Origin of the sequence: Pseudomonas sp. GW456-L13 (genome assembly GCF_017350115.1) — a bacterium.
Classification (GTDB): domain Bacteria; phylum Pseudomonadota; class Gammaproteobacteria; order Pseudomonadales; family Pseudomonadaceae; genus Aquipseudomonas; species Aquipseudomonas jessenii.
In genome coordinates, this window is the sequence record NZ_JACNAS010000002.1 from 1,609,100 (window position 1) to 1,624,135 (window position 15,036).

Below are 15,036 nucleotides of genomic sequence, written 5' to 3' on the forward strand. Positions count from 1 at the left end.
CCACCCTGTGGGAGCGAGCTTGCTCGCGATGGCGGCGTTTCAGCCAGCACACTTGTTGAATGTCAGTCCCTCATCGCGAGCAAGCTCGCTCCCACTGAGAATCGTCGGTTGCAGACAGGCTATCACTCGCCGTAAGTCGCTTTCAGACATCCAGTGAAACCAAATGCCTGCGACCATGGCCCAAATCCTATACCGGGAGAATTCCATGAGCCGTGCCTTCGTCAATGAAGATAGTGCCGCCGCGCAAGCCGATCAGCCAGTCGAACGGCAGGTCAGCGCGCAGACCAATTACGTCACGCCGCAAGGCCTGAACCTGTTGCAGGGAAAAGTCGCCGAACTGCAATCCCTGCACGCCGAACAATCGGCAAAAGGCGAACAGGCCGACAAGCAGCGCCTGGCGGATCTCGAACGTGATTTGCGTTACTTCAAGCAGCGCCTGGGCAGCGCTCAAGTGGTTCCCGCCGCGACTTCGACCGAGAAAGTGCAGATCGGCAGTTGGGTGACCTACGCCGATGAACACGCCACCGAACGCCGGGTACAATTGGTGGGCGAAGATCAGGCCGATGCCGCCCACGGCCTGATCAATTGGAGTTCACCGCTGGGTCGGGCGCTGCTCGGCGCACGACTCAACGACGAAGTGCTGTGGCAGCGCCCCGCCGGGGATCAACTGATAGAGGTGATCCGTATCGAACCGACTTAGACGACGCCTTGGGCCAGCATGGCATCGGCGACTTTGACGAAGCCGGCGATGTTCGCGCCCTTGACGTAGTTGACCCGGCCATTCTCTTCGCCGTAATGCACGCAAGCGTGGTGAATCGACTGCATGATCGCGTGCAGTTTGCTGTCCACTTCGCCACCGGTCCACGCCAGGCGCATGGCGTTCTGCGACATTTCCAGCCCGCTCACCGCCACGCCGCCGGCGTTGGATGCCTTGCCCGGCGCAAACAGAATGTTCGCCTCGATGAACAGGTCCACCGCCTCAAGGGTGGTCGGCATGTTCGCGCCTTCGGCCACGCAGATGCAGCCGTTGCGCAGCAAGGTGCGAGCGGCTTCGGCATCCAGTTCGTTTTGCGTCGCGCACGGCAGCGCGATGTCGCAACTCAGGCTCCACGGAAGCTCACCTGCGCGGAACTCCAGGCCAAAACGGTCGGCCAGTTCACGGATACGCCCGCGCTGTACGTTCTTCAGCTCCAGCACCGCCAGCCATTGCTCCTCGGTCAAACCGCTTTCGCAATACAGCGTGCCTTCGGAGTCGGACAGCGAAATCACTTTGCCGCCCAGGTCCATGACCTTGCGCGCCGCGTATTGCGCGACGTTGCCGGAACCGGAGATCGCTACGCGCTTACCTTCCACGGCCAGCCCGCGACGCTTGAGCATTTCTTCGGCGAAGTACACGCAACCGAAACCGGTGGCTTCCGGGCGAATCAGGCTGCCGCCGTAACTTGGGCCTTTGCCGGTCAGCACGCTGGTGAACTGGTTGCTCAGGCGCTTGTACTGGCCGAACAGGAAACCGATTTCCCGCGCGCCGACACCGATATCACCGGCCGGTACGTCAACGTCGGCGCCGATGTGGCGGTACAGCTCGCTCATGAAGGCCTGGCAGAAGCGCATGACTTCCGCATCACTTTTACCTTTCGGATCAAAGTCCGACCCGCCCTTGCCGCCGCCCATGGGCAACGAGGTCAGGGAGTTTTTGAAGGTTTGCTCGAACGCGAGGAATTTCAGGACGCCCATGTTCACCGACGGGTGGAAACGCAGGCCACCCTTGTACGGGCCGATCGCGCTGTTCATCTGGATGCGGAAACCACGATTGACCTGGACCTTGCCCTGATCGTCGACCCACGACACGCGAAACACCACCGCCCGCTCCGGCTCGCAGATGCGCTCCAGGATGCCGGAGGTCAGGTAATGCGGATTGGCTTCAAGAAACGGCCACAGGGTACGCAGGACTTCTTCGACAGCCTGGTGAAATTCGGGTTGGTCCGGGTCGCGTTTTTTCAGGCGTGCAAGGAAGGATTCGACGGATTCGATCATGGAAAAGTCTCGGCAAATTTATTGTCGTTGGAGGAGATTGAGCCGGACTGTAACAAACGATTCACGCACAGGAACAGAGCAGAATGTCGCATTCATGAAATTAAATGGTGCACAGGATATAAATTATTCCGGCTTTCTGGCCTTTTTTGCACCCGAACAGGGATTCAAGATCTGGCTTTTGCACCACAAGGGAGATCGCTATCGCGAGCAAGCTCGCTCCCACAGTTTGAAATGCATTCCCCTGTGGGAGCGAGCTTGCTCGCGATGAATGCGCCGCGGTATCACTGAAAAAACGCGCAAAAAAAAACGGAGCCCGAAGGCTCCGCTCTTTATGCAACCAACCCGAAATCAGGCCAGTTTCTTGTGACGTACACGATGCGGCTGGGCAGCTGCTTCGCCGAGACGCTTTTTGCGATCAGCTTCGTATTCGCTGTAGTTACCTTCGAAGAACACCGCTTGCGAGTCGTCTTCGTACGCCAGGATGTGCGTCGCGACGCGGTCAAGGAACCACCGATCGTGAGAGATCACAATGGCGGCGCCCGGGAAGTCCAGCAAGGCCTCTTCCAGGGAGCGCAGGGTTTCGACGTCGAGGTCGTTGGACGGTTCGTCGAGCAGCAGGACGTTGCCGCCCTCTTTCAGGGTCAGGGCCAGGTGCAAGCGACCGCGCTCACCACCGGACAGATCCTTGACGAACTTCTGCTGATCGCCGCCCTTGAAGTTGAAGCGACCGACATAGGTACGCGACGGGATCTCGTAGTTGCCGATGCGGATCTGGTCGGAACCGTCGGAGATCTGCTGGAACACGGTCTTGCTGCCATCCAGGTCTTCGCGGCTCTGGTCCACACAAGCCAGCTGCACGGTTTCGCCGACTTCGATGCTGCCCGAATCCGGTGTTTCCTTGCCCATCAACATGCGGAACAGGGTCGATTTACCCGCACCGTTACCGCCGATCACGCCGACGATGGCGCCTTTAGGCATGGCGAACGACAGGTTGTCGATCAATACGCGGTCGCCATAGCCCTTGGTGACGTTCTTGAATTCGATGACCTTGTCGCCCAGGCGTGGACCGGCCGGGATGTAGATCTCGTTGGTTTCGCTGCGCTTCTGGAATTCCTGCGACTGCATTTCTTCGAAGCGTTGCAGACGAGCCTTGGATTTCGACTGGCGGGCCTTGGCGCCTTTGCGCACCCACTCCAGTTCTTCCTTCATGGCTTTTTCGTGAGCCGACTGCTGCTTGGATTCGGCAGCCAGACGATCGGACTTGGCTTCCAGCCAACCCGAATAGTTACCCTCGTAAGGAATGCCCGCGCCGCGGTCGAGTTCCAGGATCCAGCCTGCAACGTTGTCCAGGAAGTAACGGTCGTGCGTGATCGCGACCACGGTGCCCGGGAAGTCGTGCAGGAAGTGCTCCAGCCAGGCGACGGAATCGGCGTCCAGGTGGTTGGTCGGTTCGTCGAGCAGCAGCATGTCCGGTGCCGACAGCAGCAGACGGCACAGGGCCACACGGCGTTTTTCACCACCGGAGAGGACTTCAACCTTGGCATCCCACGCCGGCAGACGCAGTGCATCGGCGGCGACTTCCAGCTGACGCTCCAGGTTATGGCCGTCGCTGGCCTGCAGGATCGCTTCGAGCTTGGCCTGTTCGGCGGCCAGCTTGTCGAAGTCGGCATCCGGATCGGCGTAGGCGGCGTAGACCTCGTCCAGGCGTGCCTGGGCGTCCTTGATCACGCTGACCGCTTCCTCGACCACTTCACGCACGGTCTTGGTCGGATCCAGTTGTGGTTCCTGGGGCAGGTAGCCGATGTTCAGCTCCGGCATCGGACGGGCTTCGCCCTCGAACTCGGTGTCGACGCCAGCCATGATTTTCAGCAGCGTGGATTTACCCGAACCGTTGAGGCCGAGCACGCCGATCTTGGCGCCGGGGAAGAACGACAGAGAAATGTTTTTCAGGATTTCCCGCTTCGGCGGAACAACTTTGCCCAGCCGATGCATGGTGAATACGTATTGAGCCATGGAGAACCTAGGGTCAGTGACTGATGAATGATTGGAGCGCAGGCAATGCCCGGCCAGACTGTGCGCGTCGCCCGCTTGAGGAGATCAAGACGTGCGCGCTGAAAAAAGTCTGAGTCTAGGAGCTGGAACGCTCCCGCGTAACCCGCAAAGCTACCTTAATGACCGGTGGCAGTCCAGCCGACGGACAGGGGCTGGCACTTCGCCACAACTCAAGGCATGCTAGCCGCCCTTCGGGCGTCCGGCTTATAGTGCATGTCGCGCCAGTCCAGCCAAACCGCAGGATTACAGCTTGTCCATTGTCCCTCCGCCTCCGACTTCCAGTGCGCCGGCCACAGTGCTCGGCTCCCCCCTGCGCGGAACTTTGAAGGGCACCTTGGCGACACTCGTATTATTGCTGCTGGCCCTGCTGTTCTGGCAGTTGCTCGACCAGTTGCGCGAAACCCAGAAGAACCAGCGTCAGTACACCATCGACTACACCGCCGATCTGGCCGCGCAGGTCAGCCTGAACATGGCGCTCAACGCGCAGATCGCCCTCAACCTGTTGCCGATCGTCGAGCAACCGCAGGGCGCCGATGAACTGCAGGCCTTGTTGCGCAAGCTGCAACAGTCGCTGCCTGATCTGCGCAGCCTGGCGTTGCTCAGTCCCTCGGGAAGAGTCATCAGTGACAGCGCTCCCGACAGCGATGACAACAACTACCTGGGTGAACTGGTACGCCGCAGCCACGCCCAGGCGCACTACTTCAGCAACGCCACCGACGGTTCCGTGGTGCATTTATTGTTGCATCAGGCCAGCGGCAGTTCCCGAGGCTATTGGGTCCTGCGCCTGACGCCCACCTTCTTTTCGTCCCTGACCAAGCAACGCGAGGCCGGTGGCCGCCCGTTGTGGCTGGTGGAGAACCGCATCAGTCATCAGATCATCAGCCGCGACGAAGCGCTGCCCTCGGTCAATCCGGGCACGCTGACCGAGGACGATGTCGCCAACAGCGTGCTGACGGTTCCGCTGAGCAGCAGCGATTGGCAATTGCGCGGCCTGTTCGACCGTCAGCGCGTGCTGGAAGAGCTGCTGCCGGCGTTCATCGGCAAATGTCTGCTGGGCCTGGCGTTTTCCATGCTGCCGTTCCTCGCCTTGCTGAACACGCGCCGGCGTCAGCGCCAGTTGAATGAAGGCCGCCGGCGTTACCAGGACATTTTCGAAGGCACCGGCGTGGCCTTGTGCGTCCTCGATATGTCCGGGCTCAAGGTCTTTTTCGACAAGGCACAACTGCAGGGCAGTGAGCAACTGCAAGCGTGGCTGGCGATCCCGGAGCAACGCCGGCCATTGCTCAAGGAACTGCGGATCACCGAGGTCAACCAGGTGGCGTTGCAACTGCTTAATGTCGATAGCGCCGACCAAGCCTGGAAATTGCTGATCGACGGTAATCCGCAGGACGGCACCGCCATCGGCAACCAGGTGCTCGACGCGATGCTCAACCAGCAGCAACAGCTTGAGCTGGAAATCAAGCTGCAGGACGCCAGCGGCCGCATCCAGCACCTGTGGCTGGTGCTGTGTCTGCCGCAAACCCCGGACGACTACAATGCGGTGATCCTGAGCATCACTGACATCACCAGTCGCAAGCTCATCGAGCTGTCGCTGCAGGAGCGCGAAGGGTTCTGGTCGGACGTGGTGCGCACCGTGCCGGATCATCTGTATGTGCAGGATGTGATCAGCCAGCGCATGATCTACAGCAACCACCATCTGGGCCAGACCCTGGGTTACAACCGCAACGAACTGCACCAGATGGGCGAATACTTCTGGGAAATCCTCCTGCATCCCGAAGACGCCGACTATTACCACCGCTCTCGCCAGATCCAGCGCCAGGCCGGTTATCGCCAGTTGATGCAGTGCCAGTTGCGTTTCCGCCATCGGGACGGCCAGTGGCGACGCTTCGAGATTCGCGAGCAGGCACTGGCGCGGGACAAGGACGACCAGGTCACGCGGATCATCGGCGTGGCCAAGGACATCACCGACCAGATCGAAGCCAGCGAATCGCTGCGCGACAGCGAGCAGCGCTACCGCATGCTTGCCGAAAGCATCAGCGACGTGATCTTCTCCACCGACAGCCGCCTTAACCTCAATTACGTCAGCCCTTCGGTACTAGCAGTGCTGGGCTACGACGCCGAGTGGATTTTCCAGAACGGCTGGCAATCGACCATTGCCAACCCGCAACAACTGACCGGCATCTACCACCTGATGGACCGGGTCAGCAAAGCGCTGGATCAACCGGACCAACTGGCGCTGTTGCGCAGCCAGGTGCAAACCCAACTGTTCCTGTTCGATTGCCTGCGGGCCGACGGGCGCAAGATCCCGATCGAACTGCGCCTGGTATTGGTCTGGGACGAATACGGTACGTTCGAAGGCGTGCTCGGCGTCGGCCGCGACATCAGCCAGCAACGCCGGGCCGAAAAAGACCTGCGCATGGCCGCCACGGTATTCGAACACTCGACCTCGGCGATCCTGATCACCGACCCGGCCGGCTACATCGTCCAGGCCAACGAAGCCTTCAGTCGTGTCAGCGGTTACGCCGTAGAGCAGGTCCTCGACCAACTGCCGAACATGCTGACCGTCGACGACCAGCAAGAAGCCCATCTGCGTTATGTGCTCAAGCAATTGGGCCAGCACAGCACCTGGGAAGGCGAAGTCTGGCTCAAGCGTCGCAACGGCGAGCACTACCCGGCCTGGGTCGGGATCACCGCCGTACTCGACGACGAAGGCGACCTGGCCAGTTATGTGTGTTTCTTCAGCGACATCAGCGAGCGCAAGGCCAGCGAGCAACGGATTCACCGCCTCGCCTACTACGACGCCCTGACCCACCTGCCCAACCGTTCACTGTTCCAGGATCGCCTGCACACGGCACTGCAATCGGCCGAACGGCAGAAGTCGTGGGTGGTGCTGATGTTCCTCGACCTCGACCGTTTCAAGCCGATCAACGACTCCCTGGGCCACGCCGCCGGCGACCGCATGCTCAAGGAAATGGCCACGCGCCTGCTCGGTTGCGTCGACGAAGACGACACCGTGGCGCGCATGGGCGGTGACGAATTCACCTTGCTCCTGCAACCGCGAGCCAACCGTGAAATCGCCCTGAACCGGGCGATCCATGTGGCCGAACAGATTCTCGCCAGCCTGGTGAAACCATTCGTGCTCGAAGGCCGCGAGTTCTTCGTCACCGCCAGTATCGGCATCGCCCTGAGTCCGCAGGACGGCAACGAACTCAGCCAGTTGATGAAGAATGCCGACACTGCGATGTACCACGCCAAGGAGCGTGGCAAGAACAACTTCCAGTTCTATCAGGCGGACATGAACGCCAGTGCGCTGGAACGTCTGGAGCTGGAAAGCGACTTGCGCCATGCCCTGGAACAGAACGAATTCGTGCTGTATTACCAGCCGCAGTTCAGCGGTGACGGCAAGCGCCTGACCGGTGCCGAGGCACTGTTGCGCTGGCGCCATCCACGCCGTGGGCTGGTGCCGCCGGGGGATTTCATTCCGGTGCTCGAGGAGCTCGGGCTGGTGGTGGATGTCGGCGACTGGGTGATCAGCGAAGCCTGCCGTCAACTCAAGGCCTGGCATCAGGCCAGGGTACGGGTGCCGAAGGTGTCGGTGAACATCTCGGCGCGACAGTTCTCCGACGGCCAGCTCGGTACGCGTATCGCCACCATCCTCAAGGAAACCGGCCTTCCGCCGGCGTGCCTGGAACTGGAACTGACCGAGAGTATCCTGATGCGCGAAGTCAGCGAGGCGATGCAGATCCTCGACGGCCTGAAAAACCTCGGCCTGAGCATTGCGGTCGACGATTTCGGTACCGGTTACTCATCGCTCAACTACCTCAAGCAGTTCCCGATCGACGTTCTGAAAATCGACCGCACCTTTGTCGATGGCCTGCCCAGCGGCGAGCAGGATGCACAAATCGCCCGGGCAATCATTGCCATGGCCCACAGCCTCAACCTGGCGGTGATCGCCGAAGGCGTGGAAACCCATGAGCAGCTGGATTTCCTGAGGGAGCACGGTTGCGACGAGGTACAGGGTTATCTGTTCGGTCGGCCGATGCCGGCGGGGCGGTTCGAAGGGCAGTTCAGCAATGATGCCCTGTTCATGCTCGATTGAGATTTGCGGCGCGGCAATTGGCCTCATCGCGAGCAAGCTCGCTCCCACAGTGGATCTACAGTGTTCGCACACTTTGTGTACACCCGAGAGCCCTGTGGGAGCGAGCTTGCTCGCGATGAGACCGGCACGATCACCGCTGACCCCGTCATGAAGCCCGCTTGTCTGCGACATGATGCCGTTTCATATGCCATCTAAAACCCATTAGGTTAGAATGCCCCCCTTTTCCGCCCCCGATCCTTGAGGACCGCCATGTTCAGCCGTGATTTGACTATTGCCAAGTACGACGCCGATCTCTTTGCCGCCATGGAGCAAGAAGCTCAGCGCCAGGAAGAGCACATTGAGCTGATCGCTTCGGAAAACTACACCAGCCCTGCGGTGATGGAAGCTCAAGGCTCGGTACTGACCAACAAGTACGCCGAAGGTTACCCGGGCAAGCGCTACTACGGTGGTTGCGAGTACGTAGACATCGTCGAGCAGCTGGCTATCGACCGCGCCAAAGAGCTGTTCGGCGCCGACTACGCCAACGTTCAGCCGCACGCAGGCTCGCAAGCCAACAGCGCCGTTTACCTGGCCCTGCTGTCGGCCGGCGACACCATCCTGGGCATGAGCCTGGCCCACGGTGGTCACCTGACTCACGGTGCCAGCGTTTCGTCCTCCGGCAAGCTGTACAACGCCATCCAGTACGGCATCGACGCCAACGGTCTGATCGACTACGACGAAGTCGAACGCCTGGCCGTTGAGCACAAGCCGAAAATGATCGTGGCCGGTTTCTCTGCCTACTCGCAGATCCTCGACTTCCCGCGCTTCCGTGCAATCGCCGACAAGGTAGGTGCCTACCTGTTCGTCGACATGGCCCACGTGGCCGGCCTGGTTGCCGCTGGTGTCTACCCGAACCCGGTTCCATTCGCTGACGTGGTGACCACCACCACCCACAAGACCCTGCGTGGTCCACGTGGCGGCCTGATCCTGGCTCGCGCCAACGCCGACATCGAGAAGAAGCTGAACTCCGCGGTATTCCCGGGCGCCCAGGGCGGCCCGCTGGAGCACGTGATCGCAGCCAAGGCGATCTGCTTCAAGGAAGCGCTGCAGCCTGAGTTCAAGGCTTACCAGCAACAAGTGGTGAAGAACGCCCAGGCCATGGCCGGCGTGTTCATCGAGCGCGGCTTCGACGTAGTGTCGGGCGGTACTCAGAACCACCTGTTCCTGCTGTCGCTGATCAAGCAGGAAATCTCCGGTAAAGACGCCGATGCCGCTCTGGGCAAAGCGTTCATCACCGTGAACAAGAACTCCGTACCAAACGACCCACGCTCCCCGTTCGTCACCTCCGGCCTGCGCTTCGGCACCCCGGCTGTGACCACTCGTGGCTTCAAGGAAGCAGAGTGCAAGGAACTGGCTGGCTGGATCTGCGACATCCTGGCTGACCTGAACAACGAAGCGGTGATCGATGCGGTTCGTGAGAAGGTCAAGGCTATCTGCAAGAAGCTGCCGGTATACGGCGCTTAATCAGCCCCGCTAAACCGCAGTCATAAGAAACCGGCCAGAGATGGCCGGTTTTTTTTGCTTGCGACATTCACAAATAGTGCGAACCAACAAATCGACAACCGTTGTTGCCAGCGATAAAAGTTCATAACCAGACACTCACCCTCCAACTTCCTGCAACACACACAACACCAAAACACTATCAAAAATGCTTAATCTGAACCCTGCTTAAAAGCAAAACCAATCACACTCAAATAGCAGGCTTCATAATGAGCAACTCTATTGAAAAGTCCTTTACCGCCACTCTTAGAATGTTCGATCACAAACTTAACTTTCTTGAACTGCTTCATGAAAAACCGGCGCTGGCCACTGTACACATGTTCAGCGGAGGATTCTTTACCGGCAAACCGCAAACCCTTGATCACTCTCGTCTGCTCGGCATCCGCCCCAACGAGCAAGGCGGTTCGGTCCACCCACTGAAGCTGCATTTTCGGTACACGGCCAATGGCTATGTACTGCCCATAAAAAACTCGGGAGAGTAGTACAACAAGCTTATAAGCGAAAGTTGGCTTAATGTTTTGGGCGCGATAGATTCAGACGATGACGATCCGACAACTTTCACCCTCATTGACCACCAAAACAGACCGATAACCCTGAGTAATATCACTCCCACTCACATACCTGTTTCGCTTGTAACTGAAGACAATAAATATGTGGGCGGCCAAACTTATAGAGGCTCGCCTTATGTTTACCTTGCCCGCACGGAGGAACGCTCAAAAATAACTTTCATTCTGAGCATTCTTGAAAGAAAAGTACCTCATACAAAGTCCTGAAAAACACCTTGAAAGTAAACCCATGAGGCTGACATCAGGTGGAGCACCCCGGACAACAAAAAAATCGGCATCCATTGCCGATTTTTTTGTTCGCAAAACCGCTCAAGATCGGGGCATGGCGAACAACTGGTAAGACCGGTCATGCCAATTTTCTAATTTTTACTTGCGAACACCTAAAAATAGCGCCTAGACTGAGCCTGCACTGGACATACCGGTAAGACCACAATAATTAAGTCCTGAATCTGATGTGCTCCGCACACGGCAGCCAGGACGCCGACCAGGATTCCTCCCATGCTCAGATGGTGCTCGCGTTCAATCTTCCTCCAAGTGGTTCTCGGACTGGTGCTCGGCATCGTCTGTGGGCTGACCCTTCCCGAATACTCCGCTCAGCTCAAACCGCTCGGTGACGGTTTTATCAAGCTGATCAAAATGCTCATTGGCTTGATTGTGTTTTGCGTAGTGGTCAGCGGCATCAGCGGTGCCGGCGACCTGAAGAAGGTCGGCCGTATCGGCCTCAAATCGGTGATCTACTTTGAAGTGCTGACCACCATCGCCCTGGTGATCGGTCTGGTGTTCGCCTTCAGCACCGGCATCGGCAGCGGCGCGAACATTCACCTGGAGCAGCTTTCCGCAGCCGACATGGGCGACATTGCCCAGCGCGGCCAGCACATGCACACCACCACACAGTTCCTGATGGACCTGATTCCGACGTCGGTGATCGGTGCCTTTGCCGATAACAACATCCTGCAGGTCCTGCTGTTCTCCGTGCTGTTCGGCAGTGCACTGAATCTGGTGGGCGAGGCGGCATCGGGTATTTCGCGGCTGATCAATGAACTCAGCCACGTGATTTTCCGCATCATGGGCATGATCGTGCGACTGGCACCGATCGGTGTATTCGGTGCGATCGCCTTCACCACCAGTAAATATGGCCTGGACTCGCTGCAACACCTGGGCAGCCTGGTCGGCCTCTTCTACCTGACCTGTGTGGCCTTTGTGGCCCTGATTCTCGGCCTGGTGATGCGCCTCTCCGGCTTGAAGATGTGGCCATTGCTCAAGTACCTGCGCGAAGAGTTGCTGATCGTCATGGGCACCGCTTCGTCCGACGCCGTGCTGCCACAAATCATGCGCAAGCTCGAACATCTGGGCATCGGCAGTTCGACGGTGGGGCTGGTGATTCCAACGGGTTACTCGTTCAACCTCGACGGTTTCTCGATCTACCTGACCCTGGCTATCGTGTTCATCGCCAACGCCACCGGCACGCCGTTGGCCATGACTGACCTGCTGACCATTTTGCTGGTGTCGCTGATCACCTCCAAAGGTGCCCACGGGATTCCCGGCTCGGCACTGGTGATTCTGGCGGCAACCTTGACGGCGATCCCGGCGATTCCGGTGGTCGGCCTGGTGTTGGTGCTCGCGGTGGACTGGTTCATGGGCATCGGCCGCGCGCTGACCAACCTGATCGGCAATTGTGTCGCCACCGTGGCCATCGCCCGCTGGGAGAAGGACATCGATATCCAGCGTGCGAACAAGGTGCTTTCCGGCCAGATGGGTTATACCTTCCAGCCGAAAAAACCGGTCGCGCCGGCGCATCAGCAGGAGTTTTGAATCATGTGGGAGCCCGCCAGATGGCGGGTTCCCCTGCCTTTATCCATGGAGCACACAGTGATTACCACCTCAACGGTCGTCAATTCAGTCGTAGAAAAACTTCGGGCCGCACTGGCCCGTGGTCAGTGGCGCTCCGGCGAAATGCTGCCGGGGCAACGCGAGCTGGCCGAACAACTGGGTATCAGTCGCCCAAGCCTGCGTGAAGCGGTCATCGTCCTGGAAACCCTTGGCCTGGTTCGTTCGATGCCGGGCAAAGGCGTCGTCGTACTCGAGGCCAGTCTCAGCGATGACCAGCCCTACGACAGCGCGGTGGCCGCCGCGAGCCTGGAAGACGTGCTGCAACTGCGCTACACCCTGGAGCCATTCATCGTCGGCCTCGTGGCGCAGTCGATCAGCAGCAAGGAAGTCGGGCAACTGCGCCTGACCCTGATGGACATGCGTGAAGCCCTGGAGGCCAATGACAGTGAAGCCGGCGTAAGCGCCTACATCGCGTTCCACGAAGAGCTGTTCACGCTGACGTCAAACCCGATCTTCCAGAGCGTGGTCCAGCAAACCAGCAATGCCCTCAAGCAAAGCGCCGAAGTGTTGCGCAACTCGCCGGAGCATCTGGCTGAACGCCTTGAAGAAAACGAAGCCGTGGTGCGGGCGATCCGCAGCAAGAACAGCGCCCAGGCCAGCGCCGAGATGCGTCGGCACATTTTGCGCGAAGGCCAGCGCATGGGCATCGAACTGAACATCCCGGAAGACAACCTCGGCAGTTGAAACCTCTTCGAACTGGAGATTGGCCATGAACAGCTTCGCTTCGCCACAAACGCTCGCTACCCTGCCCGTCCGCCCTTCGGTGGATGATCTGTATTCGCGGGTCCTCGATGCCATTTTCGAGCAGCGCATCCATTCAGCCAGTCGCTTTACCGAAGAAAGCCTGGCGCAGATGTTCGGTGCAAGGCGCAGCGACATGCGTGATGTGCTGACGCGACTGTCCCACCAGCAAATCATCATCCTTCGAGTCAACCATCGCCCCCGCGTCGCCGAACTTGATGCTGAGCAGACCCGGCAGACCCTGCATGCCCGGCGGCTGGCCGAGATCATGCTGGTGCGGCTGGCATGTCAGCGACCCGGCGTGCAAAACCTGAAGCAACTGCGGACGCTAGTCGATAGCGAGCGTGAATGCGCTGAGCGTGGCCGGGCAATTCGTTTGTCGGGAGAGTTTCATCTGCAGTTGGCCGAAATGGCTGGAAATGCACCGCTGGCGCATTTTCTTGGCAGTCTGGTGCCGCTGACGTTATTGGCGATTGCGCAGTGTGAGGAGCAGACGCACAGTTTTTGCGCGTGGCAGGAGCATTTGGCGATTGTCGATGCTGTTGAGCGTGGAAATGCTGCGACAGCGGCCATGCTGATAAACCGGCATCTGGATCATCTGGAGCAGACACTGCTCAATACACCCCGTGAACATTGTGTTGCCGGCTAGATCGCATCGCGGGCAAGCCCGCTCCCACAGTGTTCGAGGCCAAGCACAGACTTTGTGTTCAACCAGAAACCTGTGGGAGCCGGGCTTGCCCGCGATGGCGTCCTCACAGACGCCATAAAACTTCAGACCGCCGCCACCCGCGCAAATCCCTCGCGAATCTTTTCCTCCGGCAAGTCATCGGCAATGAACACGATCACGCTCTCGCGCACTTCGTCTTCAGCCCACTCGGTATCCCAGTCGAAACCATAAAGTTTCAGCACCCCCTGAAACACCATGCGACGCGATTCGCCGAGGATGTTCAACACGCCTTTGTAGCGCAGCAACTGCTTGCCATGCTCCTCCAGCAACTCGTTCATGAACTCGCTGAGCTTGTCGATATCCAGCGCTTTTTCAGTGCGCAGCACCAGGCTGGAAATGCGGTCGATGGACGGGGCCTGGCTGACCGGGCGCAAACTCACGCCGCCACCGAGGTCGGCATTGAGGTTGAAGCCGCGCACGTCGAGCAATTCGGCCAGGTCGATCTTTCCGTGGTCAACCACCCGGATCGGGGCGCGTCGGTTGATACGGGTCAGGCGCTCGCTCAACGCGGTGAATTTTGCTTCGTCCACCAGGTCACGCTTGCTCACCAGCAAGCGGTCGGCGAAACCGATCTGCGCCTGGGCGATGGTCTGGGTCAGGTGCAAGTCGGCATGTGCCGCGTCGACCAGCGTGATGATGCCGTCGAGGATATAGCGCTCGCGCAACTCTTCGTCGATGAAAAAGGTTTGTGCCACGGGCGCCGGGTCGGCCAGGCCGGTGCATTCGATCACCAGGCGGTCGAAGGCGATGTCGCCCTGGTCCAGACGTTCGAGCAACAGATAAAGCGCTTTGGTCAGGTCCGTGTGGATGGTGCAGCAAACGCAGCCGTTGGACAGTGTCATCACTTGTACCGGCTCATCGCCCAACAACTGGGTATCGATACCGGCATCGCTGAATTCATTCTCGATCACGGCGATTTTCAGGCCGTGCTCGGCCTTGAGCAGGTGACGCAACAAAGTGGTCTTGCCGGCGCCGAGGAAGCCGCTGAGGATCGTGACCGGGATGGGAGAGGACAAACTGGATCTCCTTTTTCACACAGTGAAAAAACAACACAAAACAAATGTGGGAGCGAGCTTACTCGCGATAGAGGCTTAACATTCAACATCACTGTTGATTGACAGTCCGCCATCGCGAGCAAGCTCGCTCCCACAGGTATGGCTGTTAATCCGACAACCGGATCAACAGCATTTCGGCCCACCCTTGCCACCGTAACGGGCTTCCTGACGCTCCCGAAAGAACATCTCATAGCTCATCACCGGTTTGTCCGGGTGCTTGGTCTGCATATGCTCGACGTAGTTGTCGTAGTCGGGCATGCCGACCATCAGGCGCGCGGCCTGACCGAGGTATTTACCGAGGCGACTCAAGTCATTGAACATGCTGCAATCCTC

11 protein-coding genes are annotated in these 15,036 nt (G+C 59.1%); 7 read left to right on the forward strand and 4 right to left on the reverse strand.

The window, feature by feature from the left end; genetic code table 11:
* Positions 1-205 precede the first annotated feature (205 nt).
* On the forward strand, positions 206-700 hold the full coding sequence (locus J4D25_RS21440) for a GreA/GreB family elongation factor (protein ID WP_057713229.1): 495 nt from the start codon (positions 206-208) through the stop codon (positions 698-700).
* On the opposite strand, the gene gdhA is transcribed toward J4D25_RS21440, so the two are convergent.
* Together gdhA and ettA are read right to left on the reverse strand one after the other, a co-directional pair.
* Positions 697-2,034 carry an NADP-specific glutamate dehydrogenase gene (gene gdhA / locus J4D25_RS21445; protein WP_057713228.1) on the reverse strand — a complete coding sequence of 446 codons (1,338 nt, stop codon included), beginning with the start codon at positions 2,032-2,034 and terminating at the stop codon, positions 697-699. The two genes, J4D25_RS21440 and gdhA, sit on opposite strands and share 4 nt — an antisense overlap.
* A gap of 348 nt (positions 2,035-2,382) precedes the next feature.
* On the reverse strand, positions 2,383-4,047 hold the full coding sequence (ettA, locus tag J4D25_RS21450) for an energy-dependent translational throttle protein EttA (protein WP_057713227.1): 1,665 nt from the start codon (positions 4,045-4,047) through the stop codon (positions 2,383-2,385).
* Between the two features lie 289 nt (positions 4,048-4,336).
* Between ettA and J4D25_RS21455 the strand changes: the two genes are divergently transcribed.
* From J4D25_RS21455 to J4D25_RS21480, 6 genes are all read left to right on the forward strand, one after another.
* Entirely contained in the window at positions 4,337-8,185 is a 3,849-nt protein-coding gene (locus tag J4D25_RS21455) for an EAL domain-containing protein (RefSeq protein ID WP_057713226.1), read from the forward strand.
* 249 nt (positions 8,186-8,434) lie between these two features.
* The gene (glyA, locus tag J4D25_RS21460; protein WP_057713225.1) at positions 8,435-9,688 is read left to right on the forward strand and encodes a serine hydroxymethyltransferase; all 1,254 of its coding nucleotides are present in this window, start codon (positions 8,435-8,437) and stop codon (positions 9,686-9,688) included.
* A 245-nt stretch (positions 9,689-9,933) separates the two neighbouring features.
* Positions 9,934-10,206 (forward strand): hypothetical protein, encoded by a 273-nt coding sequence (locus tag J4D25_RS27095; RefSeq protein ID WP_241781125.1) that lies wholly within the window; start codon positions 9,934-9,936, stop codon positions 10,204-10,206.
* Between the two features lie 582 nt (positions 10,207-10,788).
* Positions 10,789-12,102, forward strand: a complete 1,314-nt coding sequence (locus tag J4D25_RS21470) for a C4-dicarboxylate transporter DctA (protein ID WP_057713223.1) — start codon at positions 10,789-10,791, stop codon at positions 12,100-12,102.
* Positions 12,103-12,159: 57 nt separating this feature from the next.
* The gene (locus J4D25_RS21475) at positions 12,160-12,864 is read left to right on the forward strand and encodes a FadR/GntR family transcriptional regulator (protein ID WP_057713222.1); all 705 of its coding nucleotides are present in this window, start codon (positions 12,160-12,162) and stop codon (positions 12,862-12,864) included.
* 25 nt (positions 12,865-12,889) lie between these two features.
* Entirely contained in the window at positions 12,890-13,570 is a 681-nt protein-coding gene (locus tag J4D25_RS21480; RefSeq protein ID WP_057713221.1) for a GntR family transcriptional regulator, read from the forward strand.
* A 122-nt stretch (positions 13,571-13,692) separates the two neighbouring features.
* Here the strand turns inward: J4D25_RS21480 and yjiA are convergent, their stop codons facing one another.
* Positions 13,693-14,664 (reverse strand): GTPase, encoded by a 972-nt coding sequence (gene yjiA, locus J4D25_RS21485; RefSeq protein WP_057713220.1) that lies wholly within the window; start codon positions 14,662-14,664, stop codon positions 13,693-13,695.
* A 162-nt stretch (positions 14,665-14,826) separates the two neighbouring features.
* Entirely contained in the window at positions 14,827-15,024 is a 198-nt protein-coding gene (locus J4D25_RS21490; protein ID WP_007895266.1) for a YbdD/YjiX family protein, read from the reverse strand.
* Positions 15,025-15,036 lie beyond the last annotated feature (12 nt).

What these genes read in the sequence shown, in the direction of transcription:
- J4D25_RS21440 (WP_057713229.1), top strand. Translation starts at nt 206, where the DNA reads ATGAGCCGTGCCTTCGTCAATGAAGATAGTGCCGCCGCGCAAGCCGAT.
- gdhA (WP_057713228.1), bottom strand. Translation starts at nt 2,034, where the DNA reads ATGATCGAATCCGTCGAATCCTTCCTTGCACGCCTGAAAAAACGCGAC.
- ettA (WP_057713227.1), bottom strand. Translation starts at nt 4,047, where the DNA reads ATGGCTCAATACGTATTCACCATGCATCGGCTGGGCAAAGTTGTTCCG.
- glyA (WP_057713225.1), top strand. Translation starts at nt 8,435, where the DNA reads ATGTTCAGCCGTGATTTGACTATTGCCAAGTACGACGCCGATCTCTTT.
- J4D25_RS27095 (WP_241781125.1), top strand. Translation starts at nt 9,934, where the DNA reads ATGAGCAACTCTATTGAAAAGTCCTTTACCGCCACTCTTAGAATGTTC.
- J4D25_RS21470 (WP_057713223.1), top strand. Translation starts at nt 10,789, where the DNA reads ATGCTCAGATGGTGCTCGCGTTCAATCTTCCTCCAAGTGGTTCTCGGA.
- J4D25_RS21480 (WP_057713221.1), top strand. Translation starts at nt 12,890, where the DNA reads ATGAACAGCTTCGCTTCGCCACAAACGCTCGCTACCCTGCCCGTCCGC.
- J4D25_RS21490 (WP_007895266.1), bottom strand. Translation starts at nt 15,024, where the DNA reads ATGTTCAATGACTTGAGTCGCCTCGGTAAATACCTCGGTCAGGCCGCG.